Source organism: Sinorhizobium fredii USDA 257 (assembly GCF_000265205.3).
Classification (GTDB): Bacteria; Pseudomonadota; Alphaproteobacteria; order Rhizobiales; family Rhizobiaceae; genus Sinorhizobium; species Sinorhizobium fredii_B.
Genome location: NC_018000.1, coordinates 6,289,559 through 6,305,725, shown reverse-complemented (window position 1 = coordinate 6,305,725; position 16,167 = coordinate 6,289,559). Strand labels below are relative to the sequence as shown.

Below are 16,167 nucleotides of genomic sequence, written 5' to 3'. Positions count from 1 at the left end.
CGTTCGCCGCCGCCGCGATACCTTTGCGACGAGGGAGGCCAGCGGATGTGCGGACGCGTCTACATCAAGAGCAATCTCGACGGTCTGTTGCGCGAATTCTCCTTCGCCGAGCGGGAAGCGGTCGAGGGGATGGCCAACCAGTTCCCGCGCTATAATGGCGCCCCCTCGCTCTACTATCCGATCATCATCACCGAGGTGATCCGCGACCCGGACGTGTTCGGTCCGACCTTTGTCAGCGCCGGCTGGGGCCTGATACCGCGATTTACGAAGGCGCAGGCGCCCGGCCGGGCGCCGCCGATCAATGCGCGCCGCGAGGGAATCTCGACCGTCGGCCTGTTCAAGGAGGCTTATCGCCGTCGGCGCTGCCTGATTCCGATCGACGGCTTCTTCGAGTGGAGGGATATCTACGGCACCGGCAAGAACAAGCAGCCCTATGCGATCGCCATGAGCTCCGGCGCGCCCTTCGCGCTTGCCGGCCTCTGGGACACCTGGCGCGACCCGAAGACCGACGAGGACATCCGCACCTTCTGCGTCATCACCTGCCCGGCGAACGAGATGATCGCGACGATCCACGACCGCATGCCGGTGATTCTGCAACGGGAGGATTATGAGCGCTGGCTTTCGCCGGAATCCGATCCGTCCGATCTGATGAAGCCGTTTCCGGCGGAGCTGATGACGATGTGGCCGATCGACCGAAGGGTCGGCTCGCCGAGGTATGAGGCAGCGGATATTCTTGATCCGATCGACCCCGGCGAGGAGTGAGCGCTGAGCGGCAGCGTCACAGCCACTTCTAAAACCCTGTCATCCGCGCAGGCCAGGCGCCTCCTGGCCGGTGCGCTCGACGTACTCGGTATAGCCGCCGCCATATTGTTGAATGCCGTCCGGCGTGAGTTCCAGTACCCGGTTGGACAGTGCCGACAGAAAACGGCGGTCGTGCGAAACGAACAGCATCGTGCCCTCGTAGGCGGAGAGCGCCTTGATCAGCATCTCCTTGGTATCGAGGTCGAGGTGGTTGGTCGGCTCGTCGAGGACCAAGAAATTCGGCGGGTCGAACAGCATTGCGGCCATCACCAGCCGCGCCTTCTCGCCGCCGGAGAGCACCCGGCAACGCTTCTCGACGTCGTCGCCGGAAAAGCCGAAACAGCCGGCCAGCGCTCTAAGCGGCGCCTGCCCGGCCCTGGGAAAGCGTTCCTCCAGCCATTGCAGGATGGTGCTGTCGCCGTCGAGCAGGTCCATGGCGTGCTGCGCGAAGTAGCCCAGCTTGACGCTGGCGCCGAGTGACACGTTGCCCTTGTCCGGCTGGGCAGTGCCGGTGACGAGCTTGAGCAGCGTCGACTTTCCGGCGCCGTTGATGCCCATGATGCACCAGCGTTCGCGCCGGCGCACCATGAAGTCGAGGCCGTCATAGATCGTCCGGCTGCCATAGGACTTGTGCACGTTCTTGAGGTTGACGACGTCTTCGCCGGAGCGCGGTGCCGGCAGGAAATCGAAGGCGACCGTCTGGCGGCGGCGCGGCGGCTCGACGCGGTCGATCTTATCGAGCTTCTTGACGCGGCTCTGGACCTGCGAGGCATGCGAGGCGCGGGCCTTGAAGCGCTCGATGAACTTGATTTCCTTGGCGAGCATCGCCTGCTGGCGCTCGAACTGGGCCTGCTGCTGCCGCTCGTTCAGCGCCCGCTGCTCCTCGTAGAAGCCGTAATCGCCGGAATAGCTCGTCAGCGCACCGCCGTCGATTTCGATGATCCTGGTGACGATCCGGTTCATGAACTCGCGGTCATGAGAGGTCATCAGCAGGGCGCCGTCATAGTTTTTCAAAAAATCTTCCAGCCAGATCAGGCTCTCGAGATCGAGGTGGTTGCTCGGTTCGTCGAGCAGCATCACGTCCGGGCGCATCAGCAGGATGCGGGCGAGCGCCACGCGCATCTTCCAGCCGCCCGACAGCTTGGCGACGTCGCCGTCCATCATCTCCTGGCTGAAGCTCAGCCCGGCCAGGACCTCGCGGGCACGTCCCTCCAGCGCATAGCCGTCAAGCTCCTCGTAGCGCGCCTGCACCTCGCCATAGCGATCGATGATCGCGTCCATCTCGTCCATCCGGTCGGGATCCGACATGGCCGCCTCGAGTTCGCGCAGCTCCGCCGCGACGGCGCTGACCGGACCCGCCCCTTCCATCACCTCGGCAACCGCCGACCGCCCGGCCATGTCGCCGACATCCTGGTCGAAATAGCCGATCGTCACGCCCTTCTCGACCGAAACCTGCCCCTCGTCGGGCACTTCCTCGCCGGTTATCATCCGGAAGAGCGTCGTCTTTCCCGCCCCGTTCGGGCCGACAAGCCCGATCCTCTCGCCGCGGTTCAAGGCGGCCGAGGCTTCGATGTAGAGAATGCGGTGACTGTTGGACTTGCTGATATTCTCGATACGGATCATGGGGAAGATGGCCTGGTGGGATTGCGCGCACCCCTATGCCACGGGTCGGTGCCGCTGTCACGCGATCCGCGCATCTTGCCGGCGCCGAGGCTCGGCGAGCAACGCTTCGAGGCGCGTCCTGCTTCGTTGAAGAGATTCTAACAACCCTGCGAAGCTCGAAGAGCGAAGCAGAATGGCGGACAGAGAGGGATTCGAACCCTCGATACGCTTTCACGTATACACGCGTTCCAGGCGTGCGCCTTCAACCACTCGGCCACCTGTCCATCCGTCTGCAGCCGTTGGTCAGTCCGGCTGGATGGGGGAGTGAGACTCCACCGCGCTGCCGGCATAACCCGGTAGACGGGCGCGATATATACCGATGATTGGCGCCGGATCAACTGCTTTCTGACAGATTGTTGACATCGCGCGAGAAGTCGTGGGCGCGGTCCGCCATTGCGCTTGCCGAGCGGCGCGCCTATCTCTTTGGACGCGACTCGCAAAAGCGTGAATCGGCCTCGCGCCAGGACGCACGGCGTGATTGCGCAATGGCTTGAAGCGATCGACAGGCGCAGGGGGAGATACCTGGCCGGAGGAGGGTGAATGCGGCTCTTGCTGCGGTTTGCAAGCTTTGTCGCGCTGGCGGCCGCCGTGCTTGCCGGCACTGTCGATTCGATCCAGTCTGTGGCGGCTTCCGAGCCGGTGCTGACGCCGCTTGCGGAGGGGGTCGCGCTGCTCGGGTCCGACGCGCTCAACTGGGTGCAATCGCTGCAGCGAACCGATGCCGGACCCGCCATCTGGCTGACCCCCCTGCATTGGGTCCTCATGCAGCCCGCCTTCGCCGTTCTGCTTGTCATCGCCCTCCTCCTGTGGATGGCGGGCTACAAGAAGAAGCCGGCCGCGGGACGTTTTGCGGCCTGAAGCCGCCCCGCGTCGCTCAACGCTTTCGGTGCATCGAAAGGATGCCTCAGATGTTTCTGATCGATATGTTCAACAAAAAGTCCATCCTGCCCGACGCCGAAACCGCGCTTTCCGGCCGCGCCGAGGAAATCCCGACGGCTGCGGCGCACTTCATCTCCCGCCGGCCGCTGAAAGGCCCCTATCCGGACGGCATGAAGAAGGTGCTGTTCGGCATGGGCTGCTTCTGGGGCGCCGAGCGGCTCTTCTGGCAGATCCCCGGCGTCCATGTGACCGCAGTCGGCTATTCCGGCGGACTGACCCCGAATCCGACTTACCAGGAGACGACGACGGGGCTGACGGGCCATGCGGAGGTGGTGCTGGTCGTCTACGACCCGGAAAAAGTGTCGCTTGCCCGCCTGCTCAAGACCTTCTTCGAGGAGCACGATCCGACCCAGGGCATGCGGCAGGGCAACGATATCGGCACGACCTATCGCTCGGCCATCTATGTCTTCGACGAGGAGCAGCTAGCCGAGGCGAATGCCGCCCGCAACGCCTTCAGGAGGGCGCTCAACGCCTTCAACCACGGCCGCGAGATCACAACGGAAATCGCGATCGCCGGACCCTTCTACTTCGCCGAGGAGTATCACCAGCAATATCTCGCCAAGAACCCCGGCGGCTATTGCGGCCTGCGCGGCACCGGCGTCAGCTGCCCGATCGGCTGAGCGAAATCCGCGGTCATCTTGCACCCGTCGCCGGGTCTCAGCAGGGAGCCGGCGGCATCTTTACCATCTGAAAAATTTTGGATGTTTTTTTGCATAAGCCGTGCAAGGATGCCGCCACCCAAGCCTTAAACAGAAGAGGGGCGGGTTCCGCGGACAGGCTCTGCCCGCCGCCGGAAAACCCGAAAAGATCCAATTGCGACAACAGGGCTGCAAGATGAAAAAAACCATTCTCGGTCTCTTTGCGTTCTCGATGATGTCGGCGACGGCGCTGGCCGCCGACGTCAAGCCGGCGCTCATCTACGACCTCGGCGGCAAGTTCGACAAATCCTTCAACGAAGCGGCCTTCAACGGCGCCGAAAAGTTCAAGGCCGAGTCGGGCATCGAATACCGCGAATTCGAAATCGCCAATGACGCCCAGCGCGAACAGGCGCTGCGCCGCTTCGCCAGCGACGGCAACAGTCCGATCGTCATGGCCGGCTTCAACTGGGCCGCATCGCTCGAGAAGATCGCAGCGGAATATCCGGATACGAAATTCGCCATCATCGACATGGTGGTCGAAAAGCCGAACGTCAAATCGATCGTCTTCAAGGAGCAGGAAGGCTCCTACCTCGTCGGCGTGCTCGCCGGGCTCGCCTCCAAGTCGAAGACCGTCAGCTTCGTCGGCGGCATGGACATTCCGCTGATCCACAAATTCGCCTGCGGCTATGTCGGCGGCGCCAAGTCGGTGGGCGGGGACGTCAAGGTGCTCGAGGCCTATACGGGCACCACGCCGGACGCCTGGAACGATCCGGTGAAGGGCGGTGAAATCGCCAAGTCGCAGATCGATCAGGGCGCGGACGTCGTCTACCACGCCGCCGGCGGCACCGGTGTGGGCGTATTGCAGGCGGCAGCGGATGCGGGCAAGCTCGGCATCGGCGTCGACTCCAACCAGAACATGCTGCAGCCGGGCAAGGTGCTGACCTCGATGCTGAAGCGCGTCGACGTCGCCGTCTACGACGCCTTCACGGCGGCAAAGGACGACAAGTTCGAATTCGGCATCTCCAACCTCGGCCTCAAGGAAGACGGCGTCGGCTATGCGCTCGACGAGCACAACAAGCCGCTGATCACGCCGGAAATGCTCGATGCGGTCGAGAAGGTGAAGGCCGACATTATCGCCGGCAAGGTGCAGGTGCACGACTACATGACGGACGAGACCTGCCCGTACTGATTGGCCCGTACTGATCGGAAAAGACGATCGGAGGCCGCCGGTTCGCATGGGCCGGCGGCTTTTTGCTGCCTCAAATCAATAGTGCGGCGGTCGCGTCACGGGAATCGCCTCTCGGGCTTGTTCCTCAAGGTTCAAGAAACGCTCGGCCAGTCGGTCGAGCTTAGCTCGCGTCTGCTCGACCACTTTCCATTGTTCGGCAAGCTGATCTGAAAGCTCCTCGATGGTCTTCGCCTGATGCGCCATCGTTTCTTCCAAACGGAGGATCCGGTTCTCCATGTCGCTCATGCGCTTCTCCATTTCTTTCTCAGTTCTGCACGCAGATGGTTCATGCCATGCAGATGGTCCAGCCCGGCGGCGCCGTCAAGCGATTAGCCGCGTGCCCCGGCTGTGACGGCGTTCACAGCGGAGAAGCCGGGATCGCGTGCTGAGAGCCTCTTGTGCAGGTGCACCATCATGCCGGCGGCAAAGAGCGGCGTCAGCAGGTTGAGGAGCGGCACGGCCAGGAAGGCCGCGACCACGAGGCCCGCCAGAAACACCGTCGCACGATGCTTGACGCGGAAGAGCCGCGCCTCGGCCGGCGAGCGGTGGCGCATGGCGGCGAACTCGAAGAACTCGCGCCCGAGCAGATAGCCGTTGACGAGGAAGAAGGCGATCAGGTTGACGCCCGGCACGAGCAACAAAAAAAGCGCGACGATGTTGCCGAGTATGACGACGCCGAGGAATTTCACCGAGCTTACCATAGCTTCGGCGAGCGGCAGCGGGGTGCCCGGCGGCTCGGCCGGATAATCTCGTTTCTCGACCACTTCGGCCACATCGTCGAGAAAGAAGCCGGCGATCAGCGCCGTCACCGGGGCGAGCAACAGCGCCAAGGCAAGAGCGAGGCCGAGGCTCGCGAAAATCCCGACGACGAAGGTGATCCAGCCGGTCCATTCGGGCGTGCCGGGCATCAGCACGTCGATCCATGGCAGGGCAAGCCAGACGAACAGCTCGCGCAGCGCAAACCAGAGGGCGACGAGCGCCAGCAGCGTCAGCCCGATGACCTTCCAGAACACCGAACGCGTCTCCGCAGCAAAGAGATTGGCGAAGGCGAGCCGCGCCGATTCGAGAATCATGGGTGGTCTCCATTCAGGACAAGTGCGATCGATGTAGGCAGCCGCATCGCCGGCGGCAAGGCACTTGCGCCGCGCTCTCTTGCGATGCACCTAAGAATCTGGCGCTGGCAAACGCAATGCAGGGCGATATGCTAAGGCTGAATCCGGCTTGGGTCCGCTACGCCGGGCCGCCGAGAAGCCAAGGGGAAACGCCATGACCAATCAAAAGACGCTCGCCAGCCTTGCTGTTCTCGTGCAATCGGGACAATTGGATCCGGTCGCGCTCACCGAGGATACCCTTACCCGGATCGAAAACCATGCCGACAAGTCGATCTTCATCGGGCTAACGCGCGATCGCGCGGAGCGAGAGGCGAAGGCGGCCTCCGAACGGATCAGTGCCGGCCGCTCGCTCGGCCTGCTCGACGGCCTGCCGGTCGCCTGGAAGGATCTCTTCGATCTCGCCGGCAGCGTCACGACGGCGGGCTCAGTCGTGCTGAAGGACAATCCTCCGGCCGCCGCCGACGCGGCGGTCGTCGCGGCGCTCGGCGGTGCCGGCATGGTGAGCGTCGGCCGCACCAATATGAGCGAGTTCGCCTTTTCCGGCCTCGGCGTCAACCCGCATTACGGCACGCCTCGCAATCCGAGATCGGCGGACGTCCAGCGCATTCCCGGCGGCTCCTCCTCCGGCTCGGCGGCGGCGGTCGCCGCCGGGCTCGTGCCGTTGGCAATCGGCACCGACACCGGCGGATCGGTGCGCATTCCGGCGGCCATGACTGGCATCGTCGGCTACAAGGCCACGCGCGGCCGCTATGCGATGAAAGGCGTCTTTCCACTCGCCCAGAGCCTCGATTCGCTCGGACCCCTCTGCCACACCGTGCAGGACGCCGTCTGGGCAGACGCGGCCATGCACAGCCTGACGGCGCCGGTGATCCGCCGCGCCGAGCTTGCCGATCTTTCGCTCGTCATCCCCGAGACGATCGTCTTCGACGAGGCGGAGGCCGAGGTCGTCTCCGTCTTCGAGGCAGCGATCAAGAGGCTCGAGACAGCCGGAGTCCGGGTGCGGCGACAAGCCTTCCCGAGCTTCGCCGAAATCTTCGATCTGACGGCGCGGCACGGCGCACTGATAACGGCGGAGGCTTATGCGCTGCATCGCGAGCGGCTTGCCGGACCGGAGGCGGCCCGCATAGACCCGCGCGTCGTCGTCCGGACCCGCCTCGGCGAGAAGACTACCGTCAGCGACTATATCGCCCTTCTTGATGTCCGCGACCGGCTGATCCACCAGACGGTCGACAGCCTCAAGCCCGGCGAACTGATCGCGCATCCGACAGTGCCACACGTGGCGCCGGTGGTCGATCCGCTGCTTGCCAACGACGATCTCTTCATCAAGGTCAATGCCAAGACGCTTCGCAATACGTCGATCGGCAATTTTCTCGACTTCTGCGGCGTTTCCATTCCTTGCGGCACAGGCGCCGCCGGCATGCCGGTCGGCTTCCTCGTCTCCGCACCGCACCACCAGGATGACCGGCTACTTTCGGCTGCGCTTGCCCTTGAGGCGCCGATTCGGGGCGGCGCATGATCGTCTGCTTCGATATCGGCGGATCGGCGATCAAAGGCGCGATCACCCACTCGCCGGAGCGGATCTTCCCCCTGCCCCGCCGGACGACGCCGCTCAACGATTTCCGCCGCTTCGTCGAAGCCATGGAATCGGTGCTCGACGAGGCGGGCGGACTGCCCGACCGGATCGCCATCTCGATCACCGGCGTCATCGACCCTGAGACGCGACGCATCAAATGCGCCAACATCCCCTGCATCGACGGGCGTGAACTGACCGCCGAACTCGAGGCGGCGCTGCACCTGCCCGTGGTGATCGCCAACGATGCCGATTGCTTCGCCCTGGCGGAAGCCGGGATCGGCGCCGGTCGTGGCCACCGCATCGTTTTCGGCGCGATCCTCGGCACCGGCGTCGGCGGCGGCCTGGTTGTCGATGGCAGGCTGATCAATGCCGATGGCGGCTTTGCCGGCGAATGGGGGCACGGGCCGGTGGCTGCGTCCCAAGCGGGGCACCCACCGATTGCCATCCCGACCTTCGACTGCGGCTGCGGCCAGCGCGGCTGCCTCGATACCGTCGGCGGCGCCCGCGGGCTCGAGCGTCTGCACGAGATGATCCATGGTAGGACGCTTGCCAGCCATGAGATTGTCGAGGCCTGGCAGAAGGGAGAGACCGAGGCGGCGCGAACGATCGACATCTTCGTCGACCTCGTCAGTTCTCCGCTGGCACTCGTCATCAATATTACCGGCGCGACCATCGTACCCGTCGGAGGCGGCCTATCCAATTCCGAGGCGCTCCTTGCCGAACTGGACATGGCGGTGCGTCAACGCATCCTCCGCCGCTTCGAAAGACCTCTGGTGGTGCGCGGCGAATGCCGAGTGGAACCGGGGCTGATCGGCGCCGCCCTGCTGGGCTTCGGAGGGAAAGGCTGATGAGCGGTGTTCTGCTCGAGGTCTGCGTTGACGATGCTGAAGGTCTGGCGGCCGCAGTCGAGGGTGGCGCCGATCGCATCGAACTCTGCTCGGCGCTTGCGGTCGGCGGCCTGACACCGAGCGCCGGCCTGATGGCCCTTGCCGGCCTGACACCTGTACCAGCCTATGCGATGATCCGCCCGCGCCCCGGCGACTTCATCTTCGGCCGCATCGAGCTCGACCTGATGCGCCGCGACATCGACGCGGCGCGCACCGCGGGGCTTGGCGGCGTCGTGCTCGGCGCATCGCTTCCCGACGGCCGGCTCGACGCACGGGCGCTCGCCGAACTGACCGGCCATGCCGCCGGGCTTGGCCTGACGCTGCACCGGACCTTCGACCTGGTGCCGGATTTCGCAGAAGCGATATCGATCGCAATGGAGCTCGGCTTCGAGCGCATCCTGACCTCGGGTGGCGCAAGGACTGCACCGGAAGCCGTCGATACATTGGCGCGCCTCGTCGAACTGGCCGCCGGCCGGCTGTCAGTCATGCCCGGCTCCGGCGTCACCATCGACACGCTTGGTCTTTTCCTGCCGAGGCTCGCCGTGATGGAAGTCCATTCCTCCTGCTCAATTCGTGAGCCGACCAAGGACAGGCGGATGGTAGAGATGGGATTCGCACCGCCGGAGCGTCGCCGCACGGATGCGGCGACTGTCAGGGCGATGAAGGCGCGGCTCGACAAAGTACGTTTTGGGCAATGAGAGTCTGAGAGTCGCCGCCGCTCATCCGGCCTGCCGGCGACAACGCTCCGCCCAAAATTCCTTATCCCCGCTATTCAGTCCGGAGACATGGGTGACACTTGTTCGGAGACATGGGTGACAGGGTGGTAGCGGCTATTTGCGGGCGAGGTCAATGGTGGCGATGGGTTTGGCGCCACTTCACGGCTTGTCGTCCTCGAAAGACTCTGCGCCTTTTCGACGACATGCCTCAAGCGGCAAAGACCACCTCTCCGCCGATCCAGGTCGATTTCATGCCGAGCTCCGCCGTCAGCAGCACGAAATCGGCATCGGTGCCGGGCAAGAGCCGCCCCTTGTGCGAGGCGATGCCCATCACGTCGGCCGGATAGGCGGAGGCCATGCGGATCGCTTCCTCGATCGGCAGGCCGAGCTTCTCGTGCGCGAAGCGGACGGAGGAGAGCATGTCTATGTCGGCGCCGGCGAGCGTGCCGTCGGCAAGCGTCAGGCGTCCGTCCTTGCGTAGGATCTCGCGGCCATTCAGGAAGAAGCTCGTCATATCAGTGCCGATCGGCGACATCGCATCGGTGACCAGGAAGATCTGCCCCGGTCCCCGCTTGCCGCGCAGCGCAATCCCCATCGAAGCCGGATCGACGTGGAAGCCATCGGCAATCAGCCCGGCATGCAGCGTGCCGGTCGCAAGCGCTGCGCCGACGACCCCCGGTTCGCGGTGGCCGAGCCCGCTCATGGCGTTGAAGAGATGCGTGACAGTCCGGGCGCCGGCCTTCGCATAGGCGCAAGCCGTCTCGAAGCCGACATCCGTATGCCCGAGGCTGACTACGGCGCCAGCGGCGGCAAGGGCCCGTACCTGCTCTTTCGTCGCATTTTCCGGAGCGACGGTGACCATCAGAGCGCCGAGCGCCTTCACGCAGGCGAGCATCTCGGCCAGATCGGTGTCCTCCATCGGGCGGATCAGCGCGGCATCGTGAGCTCCGTTGCGGGCGACGGAAAGATGCGGGCCTTCGAGATGCAGGCCGAGGAAACCGGGCACCGCCGCGCCCCTGGCCGCGAGCCCGGCCTCGATTGCGGCGGCGCGGACTTCGCGCGTGTCGGTGATCAGCGTTGGCAGCAGCGCCGTCGTGCCGAATTTCGCATGCGCCGTACAAATTTGCCGGATACCGTCGAGGGTCGGCTGCTCGTTGAGCAGCGCGCCGCCGCCGCCGTTGACCTGCAGGTCGATGAAGCCGGGTACGACAAGGAGGCCGCGCGCGTCCATCGTCTCCGCCTCGCCGGCAGCGACACCGGCCGGAACGATCCCTTTGACGTGCCCCGCCTCGATGATGAGCGCGGCGCCGTCGTGCCAATCGATGCCGTCGAAAATCCGTCCACCGGTGATCTTCTTTCTCGCAGTCATCGTGTCTCCGTTACCTTCTTCAGGCTCGCCGGTGCATCCGGGTTGAGACCGCGCGAACGCGACCAGGCTTCAACGAAACCGTAGAACGGCAGGATCAGCGCTAGCGCGTCGGTGATCGGGTGGCCGGTCTCGACGAAGGGCAGGCGCTTCGCCTTTGTTGCGCGCGAGGAAGTGACATGCACCACCGCACCCTTGGCGCTCATGCCGTCGGCGATTTCCGTGACCGAGGCTTCCGCCGCATCGCGGGCCGCCAGCACCAGCACGGGGAAGCGGGCTTCAACGAGCGCCACCGGTCCGTGCAACACTTCCGCCGCGGAATAGGCCTCGGCATGCATGCCGGACGTCTCCTTGAATTTCAGCGCCGCCTCGCTGGCGATCGCCAGCGCCGGGCCGCGACCCAGGACGTAGAGCGATTCGGCCTCGCCGAGATCGGCGGCGAAATCCTGCCAGTCGAGCTTCACCGCCTTGGCGAACTGATTCGGCAGATCGGCAACGGCGCGCTTCAGTGCCGCATCACCCGTCCATTCGCCGAGAACGGCAAGTCCCGCGACGATCGAGTTAACATAGGATTTGGTGGCCGCAACGGCGAGTTCGGGACCGGCGAGAATATCGAGCGGGTGGCTACAGGCCTCGGCGATCGGCGAGGGCAGCGTGTTTGTCAATGCAATCGAGACGGCGCCGGCCCGCGTTGCCGCCTCGGCCATCGCGACGATGTCGGGGCTCTTGCCCGACTGCGAGATGGCGATCGCCGCGGCGCCGCCGAGCTTCAGTTCGGCGCCGTAGATCGAGGCAAGCGACGGTCCAAGCGAGGCGACCGGCCGGCCGGCCTGCAGTTCGATCGCGTATTTCAGAAACAGCGCCGCATGGTCGGAGGAGCCGCGGGCGATCGTCACCAGAAAGGCCGGATCCTGGGCGCGCAGCGCCGAACCGGCGGCGGCGAGTGTCGCAGCCGAGCGGTCGAGCAATCTTGCGGCGGCCTCGGGAATCTCGTCGATCTCTCGCCGCATATTGGTCTGCATCGTCAGGTCCTTTCTTTCACGGCGCGGCTCAGCTTTCCGGGATCGTCAGCTCCGCGACAAAGTCATAGGTGTCGCCCCGATAGAGTGAGCGGGTGAATTCCACCACGCGCCCCGAAGCGAGGTAGGAGACGCGCTCGATCGAAAGGCCAGCCGCACCGACGGCGACGCCCAGCATCGTCGCATCGGGGTTCTTGATGTTGCAGGCGGAAATCCGCTGCACGGCGCGGACCGGTCGGGCATGCGACTTTTCGAGCGCGGAATAGAGCGATGAGGTGACGGCAAGCGGATCGGGGACGAATTCCGCCGAAACGCAGGCGCGTTCGATCGCAAGCGGCATGTCGTCGGCGATGCGCAGGCGCCCGAGACGGGCGACCAGCGCGTCGGCGGGAAGGCCGAGCGTCATCATCTCGTCCGGCGACGGATGGAAAAGTCCGCGCTCCAGCCATTCGGCGCGGGTATTGAGACCGCGCCGCGCCATGTCTTCGGTGAAGGAGGTAAGCCGCGACAGCGACTGCTCGACGCGCGAGACCGGCCGCACCACGAAGGTGCCGGAGCCGTGACGGCGGACCAGCAGACCGTCGCGCACCAGGTCGTCGACGGCCTTGCGGACGGTGACGCGGCTTACATTGGCGTAGTCGGCGAGGTCCCGCTCGGCGGGCAGCGCATCGCCATGATTGAGCTTGCCGGACATGATCGCCTCTTCGAGCGATTGCCGGAGCTTGAGATAAAGCGGGCCCGCACCGCCTGACTGCAGGCTTTCGAGAGGCAGGATGGCGGCAAGCTGCTGGTTCATGCGACGGCCTCCGGCCGCGCCCCGAAGCGGGCGGCGGCGAGCGCCACGGCGCCGGCCAGCGCGTCGGCCTGCGCTTCGACGAAGAGCGGCTGGTGGCGTTCGGCGAGCCAGGGGCGGTAAAGCGGCGCCAGCCCGCCGAGCAGGCAGATCGTCCGGCTGCCGCCGGCAACCACCACATCGAGCGCCTCGTCCACGGTCGTCGCGGCCGCCTTGAGCAAACACGCCGCCACCGGATCGCCGCGCCCGGCATGGTCGAAGACGCGCGGAGCGTAGCGGCCGAACTCGCCGGGCTTCGCCAGCCGGGCGAAATCGACGACGTCGCGCGGATCATTGTTGAACTCCGCCAGCACGGAATCGGTCACCGGCGATGCTTCATGGATGCCGTCGTAGGCGAGCAGGCTTTCCTGCAGCAGGGCATGGCCGATGCGGGCACCACTGCCATGGTCGCCGATCGTAAAACCCCAGCCGCCGAGATAGCTCACCGTTTCGCCCTGGCGGGCGATGTAGATCGTGCCGGTTCCAAGTATGGCAACCGCACCGTCCTTGTCGCCAAGCGCCCCCTGCAGGGCGATCAGCCCGTCGGATTCGATATCGGCCGCGGCAAAGGGCAACCGCCGCTTCACATAATGGACGGCATCGCCAACATTGTGGCCCGCAACGCCGAGGATGGCGCGGGAAGCAACGATGCCAGCCGGGTCAAGGCCCGCATCCTCTAAGGCGGCGCGCGCCGCGTCGACAATATTCTGCAGCGCCGTTTCGGGATCGGTGAGAATATTGGCGGCACCGGATTTGCCGCGGCCGAGAATACGCCCATCCGGGCCCGCAACCGCCGCCCGGCAACTCGTTCCGCCGCCATCGATTCCGATCAGATAGGATGTCATAGCCACCTCCGCCGTCTAACATACCAAAAAAATACCATTAACCAAGTACGATTCCGTCGAGCCGAGGGCATTTCAGTTATATCGCTGATTTTATGCGAATAATTTTAAGACATCAGTTTTTATTTAGCCAAACGTTAAATTTCTCCTAGACAATTGGTATTTTTTTGGCATTAATTTGGGAGAGAGGAGAACGACGCGATGCCGGCAGCCAAGACCGAACAGCGCCACGATAACGCCAAAGGCCTGGACACGATGGATCCGGCGCTGGCGCTTCGCGTTCTCGCTTCCGGCCAGCAGGCGGCAGCCAAGGCGGTCGATGCGGCGGTCGAGTCGATTGCGGCCGCGGCTGCAGTTGCCGCAAGCGTGCTTTCCGCCGGCGGCCGGCTCGCCTATGCGGGCGCCGGCAGCTCCGGCCTGATGGCCATGGCGGACGCCCTCGAACTGCCGGGCACCTATGGCATTTCCCAGGAACAGATCATCATTCTTCTCGCCGGCGGCGCCGCAAGCCTGAGCGATCTCGCCGGCGGCTACGAGGACGATACCGAGCTTGCACGCGACGACATCCGCAAGGCCGGCATTCAGACCGGCGACTGCCTGATCTCGGTCTCCGCCAGTGGCTCGACCCCCTACGCGCTTGCCGCCGCCGACGAGGCGAGGCAGCGCGGCGCCAAGGTCATCGGCGTGGCCAACAACGGGGGCGCGCCGCTCTTCGAGAAAGCAGATGTCGCAATCCTGCTGCAGACGCCGCCGGAGGTGATTTCCGGCTCGACGCGGATGGGCGCCGGCACGGCACAGAAGATCGCCTTCAACATGTTCTCGACGCTCGTCGGAATCCATCTCGGCCACGTGCTCGACGGCCACATGGTCAATCTGCGGGCCGACAATATCAAGCTTCGCGGCCGTGCCGTGCGGATCGTCTCGGACATCACCGGCGTCGGCGCCGACGAAGCCGAAAGGCTGATCGATGAAACTTCCGGATCGGTCAAGCTGGCGATCCTGCTCGCCTCCGGCGCCAAGGATGTGGTGGCGGCCGAGACGGCACTCGATAAGGCCAATCAGAATTTGCGCCGGGCGATCGCCATCGTCTCGGCCTGAACGATAAACTGGGATCCAAAACGCGCCGTGGCGGCGCCTATAAGAGGGAGAACCTGAATGACCCGTACGACAATCAAAGGCTTGCTGCTTGCATCGAGCATTCTCGGCTCGGCCGGACTTGCGCAGGCGCAGGACGTGACGCTGACCATCGAGAGCTGGCGCAATGACGACCTGGCGATCTGGCAGGAAAAGCTCATCCCCGCTTTTGAAGCCAAGAACCCCGGCATCAAGATCGTCTTCTCGCCGTCCGCGCCGACCGAGTACAACGCGGCGCTGAACGCCAAGCTCGACGCAGGCTCGGCCGGCGACCTCATCACCTGCCGCCCGTTCGACGCCTCGCTCGAACTCTATAACAAGAAGCACCTCGCCGACCTGACCGGATTGCCGGGCATGGAGAACTTCTCCGACGTCGCCAAGTCCGCCTGGACGACCGATGACGGCAAGGCGAGCTTCTGCGTGCCGATGGCCTCGGTCATCCACGGCTTCATCTACAACAAGGACGCCTTCGACCAGCTCAAGCTTTCCGTGCCGACGACCGAGGAGGAGTTCTTCGCCGTGCTCGACAAGATCAAGGCCGACGGCAACTACATCCCCATGGCCATGGGCACCAAGGATCTCTGGGAGGCCGCGACCATGGGCTACCAGAATATCGGCCCGAACTACTGGAAGGGCGAGGAAGGCCGCCTGGCGCTCATCAAGGGCGAGCAGAAGCTTACCGATGAGCCATGGGTCGAACCGTACCGCGTACTCGCCAAGTGGAAGGATTATCTGGGTGACGGCTTCGAGGCCCAGACCTATCCGGACAGCCAGAACCTCTTCACGCTCGGCCGCGCCGCGATCTACCCGGCCGGCTCCTGGGAAATCTCCGGCTTCAATACCCAGGCGCAGTTCAAGATGGGCGCATTCCCGCCGCCGGTGAAGAAGGCTGGCGACACCTGCTACATCTCCGACCACAACGATATCGGCATCGGCCTCAACGCCAAGAGCCCCAATGCGGAGGCCGCCAAGACCTTCCTGACCTGGGTCGCGTCGCCGGAATTCGCGGAGATCTACGCAAACGCCCTGCCCGGCTTCTTCAGCCTGAACTCGACCGCCGTGAAGATGACCGACCCGCTCGCCCAGGAATTCGTTTCCTGGCGTGAAAAGTGCAAGCCGACGATCCGCTCGACCTACCAGATTCTGTCGCGCGGCACGCCGAACCTCGAAAACGAGACCTGGGTGGAATCGGCCAACGTGATCAACGGCACCGACACGCCGGAAGTCGCCGCCAAGAAGCTGCAGGACGGCCTCGACAGCTGGTACAAGCCGGCAAAATAAGATCGAGTGGGGCGCGGCGCCAGGCTGGCTCCGCGCCCTGTTCGCTGCGCGAAGCATTTCTCGCGCCGAGAACGATGCCGCAGTTAGTACCGGCGCCCGGCCGGGCGGATCGGAAAGCGGCTGTGCCGACCATGTCC

The 16,167-nt window shown here is 64.7% G+C and carries 16 protein-coding genes and 1 tRNA gene; 9 read left to right on the top strand and 8 right to left on the bottom strand.

The window, feature by feature from the left end:
* The first annotated feature begins 45 nt into the window (after positions 1-45).
* Entirely contained in the window at positions 46-762 is a 717-nt protein-coding gene (locus USDA257_RS29485) for an SOS response-associated peptidase (RefSeq protein ID WP_014766648.1), read from the top strand.
* 39 nt (positions 763-801) lie between these two features.
* Here USDA257_RS29485 and abc-f read toward each other — a convergent pair whose 3' ends face one another.
* Both abc-f and USDA257_RS29475 read right to left on the bottom strand, forming a co-directional pair.
* The gene (gene abc-f / locus USDA257_RS29480; protein ID WP_014766647.1) at positions 802-2,424 is read right to left on the bottom strand and encodes a ribosomal protection-like ABC-F family protein; all 1,623 of its coding nucleotides are present in this window, start codon (positions 2,422-2,424) and stop codon (positions 802-804) included.
* Between the two features lie 173 nt (positions 2,425-2,597).
* A tRNA-Ser gene (locus USDA257_RS29475) sits at positions 2,598-2,687 on the bottom strand.
* Between the two features lie 316 nt (positions 2,688-3,003).
* Here USDA257_RS29475 and USDA257_RS29470 point away from each other — a divergent pair.
* The 3 genes from USDA257_RS29470 (at position 3,004) to USDA257_RS29460 (ending at position 5,229) form a co-directional block, all read left to right on the top strand.
* Entirely contained in the window at positions 3,004-3,321 is a 318-nt protein-coding gene (locus tag USDA257_RS29470) for a hypothetical protein (protein ID WP_014766645.1), read from the top strand.
* Between the two features lie 50 nt (positions 3,322-3,371).
* Positions 3,372-4,022 carry a peptide-methionine (S)-S-oxide reductase MsrA gene (msrA, locus tag USDA257_RS29465; protein WP_041414832.1) on the top strand — a complete coding sequence of 217 codons (651 nt, stop codon included), beginning with the start codon at positions 3,372-3,374 and terminating at the stop codon, positions 4,020-4,022.
* Positions 4,023-4,236: 214 nt separating this feature from the next.
* Entirely contained in the window at positions 4,237-5,229 is a 993-nt protein-coding gene (locus tag USDA257_RS29460; RefSeq protein WP_014766642.1) for a BMP family lipoprotein, read from the top strand.
* Positions 5,230-5,304: 75 nt separating this feature from the next.
* Here the strand turns inward: USDA257_RS29460 and USDA257_RS29455 are convergent, their stop codons facing one another.
* Positions 5,305-5,514, bottom strand: coding sequence for a SlyX family protein (locus USDA257_RS29455; protein WP_014766641.1), 210 nt, complete (start codon positions 5,512-5,514; stop codon positions 5,305-5,307).
* A gap of 83 nt (positions 5,515-5,597) precedes the next feature.
* Entirely contained in the window at positions 5,598-6,341 is a 744-nt protein-coding gene (locus USDA257_RS29450) for a sulfate transporter family protein (protein ID WP_014766640.1), read from the bottom strand.
* A gap of 193 nt (positions 6,342-6,534) precedes the next feature.
* On the opposite strand from USDA257_RS29450, the gene USDA257_RS29445 reads away from it, so the two are divergent.
* From USDA257_RS29445 to USDA257_RS29435, 3 genes are read left to right on the top strand one after another with little or no spacing between them, the layout of a single operon-like run.
* Entirely contained in the window at positions 6,535-7,896 is a 1,362-nt protein-coding gene (locus tag USDA257_RS29445) for an amidase (RefSeq protein ID WP_014766639.1), read from the top strand.
* Positions 7,893-8,801: an ROK family protein gene (locus USDA257_RS29440; RefSeq protein WP_014766638.1), complete on the top strand. Its 909-nt coding sequence runs from the start codon at positions 7,893-7,895 to the stop codon at positions 8,799-8,801. Before USDA257_RS29445 ends, USDA257_RS29440 begins: the two co-directional genes overlap by 4 nt.
* A complete protein-coding gene (locus USDA257_RS29435; protein WP_041414831.1) occupies positions 8,801-9,538 on the top strand; it encodes a copper homeostasis protein CutC in 738 nt (245 codons plus the stop codon). The genes USDA257_RS29440 and USDA257_RS29435 overlap by 1 nt, the downstream gene beginning before the upstream one ends.
* Positions 9,539-9,764: 226 nt before the next feature.
* Here the strand turns inward: USDA257_RS29435 and nagA are convergent, their stop codons facing one another.
* The 4 genes from nagA to USDA257_RS29415 are packed head-to-tail and all read right to left on the bottom strand — an operon-like array spanning position 9,765 to position 13,618.
* Positions 9,765-10,925 (bottom strand): N-acetylglucosamine-6-phosphate deacetylase, encoded by a 1,161-nt coding sequence (nagA, locus tag USDA257_RS29430; RefSeq protein ID WP_014766636.1) that lies wholly within the window; start codon positions 10,923-10,925, stop codon positions 9,765-9,767.
* Positions 10,922-11,944 carry an SIS domain-containing protein gene (locus USDA257_RS29425; protein WP_014766635.1) on the bottom strand — a complete coding sequence of 341 codons (1,023 nt, stop codon included), beginning with the start codon at positions 11,942-11,944 and terminating at the stop codon, positions 10,922-10,924. Before USDA257_RS29425 ends, nagA begins: the two co-directional genes overlap by 4 nt.
* A gap of 28 nt (positions 11,945-11,972) precedes the next feature.
* The gene (locus tag USDA257_RS29420) at positions 11,973-12,737 is read right to left on the bottom strand and encodes a GntR family transcriptional regulator (protein WP_014766634.1); all 765 of its coding nucleotides are present in this window, start codon (positions 12,735-12,737) and stop codon (positions 11,973-11,975) included.
* Complete coding sequence (locus USDA257_RS29415; RefSeq protein WP_014766633.1) at positions 12,734-13,618, bottom strand: N-acetylglucosamine kinase; 885 nt, start codon at positions 13,616-13,618, stop codon at positions 12,734-12,736. The genes USDA257_RS29420 and USDA257_RS29415 overlap by 4 nt, the downstream gene beginning before the upstream one ends.
* Before the next feature lie 198 nt (positions 13,619-13,816).
* Between USDA257_RS29415 and USDA257_RS29410 the strand changes: the two genes are divergently transcribed.
* Entirely contained in the window at positions 13,817-14,713 is an 897-nt protein-coding gene (locus USDA257_RS29410) for an N-acetylmuramic acid 6-phosphate etherase (RefSeq protein WP_014766632.1), read from the top strand.
* Between the two features lie 57 nt (positions 14,714-14,770).
* Positions 14,771-16,030, top strand: coding sequence for an ABC transporter substrate-binding protein (locus USDA257_RS29405; protein ID WP_014766631.1), 1,260 nt, complete (start codon positions 14,771-14,773; stop codon positions 16,028-16,030).
* Positions 16,031-16,167 lie beyond the last annotated feature (137 nt).